At 71.7% G+C, this 830-nt stretch carries 1 protein-coding gene; it reads right to left on the bottom strand.

The genetic code is table 11. From position 1 onward, the window contains the following. Window positions 1-830, bottom strand: an 830-nt coding sequence (locus tag IO24_RS0139980) for a transposase (protein ID WP_031144802.1), incomplete at both ends; no start/stop codon positions are given.

Genomic DNA, 830 nt, shown 5'->3' with positions numbered 1-830 from the left:
GGCGGGCGGCTGTCTGGATGTCGTGATGGGGCCGGATGGTCAGGATGCGTCCGGCCTTGGCTTTGGTGCACTGCTCGCGCAGGTGGCATCCGGTGCATAAGTTGCCGAAGGAGGCTTTGCGTTGGTGGTGCTGCCCGCCGGGGTCGGACAGGGCCACGGTGTGTCCGGCCGGGCAGGTCACGAGGGCGGCGGTGGTGTCGATGGCGAAGTCGTCGAGGGTGAAGCCTCCGCGGACGGCAGGCCGCAGCGGGGCTGGCTTGATGAACAGCCGGTGCCCGGCCTCGTGGAGGGCCTGGCGGACATCGCCGCTGGAGTAGGCGGTGTCGCCGAAAGCATCGAGTGGGGTGTCCTCGTCGGCAAGCAGTTCCAGGCCGACCGCGGCCTCGTGGTGCTCGGGCCCGGCGCCGGGCCGCAGGGCGACGGCGGTGTATAACCCGGTCTCGGGCTCGATGGCCAGATGGGCCTTGAAGCCGTCCTGCTGGTGGCTGCGGGTCTTGTGGACGTGGCGTGCTTCGGGATCGACGGTGGAGACCATCCGGCCAGGGGCGGTGCCCCGGGTGATGCGCCAGCGGCCGTCACGGCCGTCGGAGTCCTCGGCGGGCTCGATGTCCTGTCCGGCGACCAGGGCCAGGATGCCGACCGCGTTCGCGGCTTTCTCGCCGAGTTGCTCATCGGGCAGGTGGCCCAGCAGCCGCAGGGCATCGGTGACCAGCGCGTCGACCAGCTCGGTGCGGGCCTGCTCGTCGTTCCAGGCGATGCGGGGCTTGCCCGGGTCGGTGTAGTCGTGCGCGGTGCACTGGGCAGCGGCGACCGCGTCGGCGCCGGGGACC

Source organism: Streptomyces flavovariabilis (assembly GCF_000725785.1).
GTDB lineage: Bacteria > Actinomycetota > Actinomycetes > Streptomycetales > Streptomycetaceae > Streptomyces > Streptomyces hawaiiensis.
This window is presented reverse-complemented; position numbering and strand designations above follow the sequence as displayed.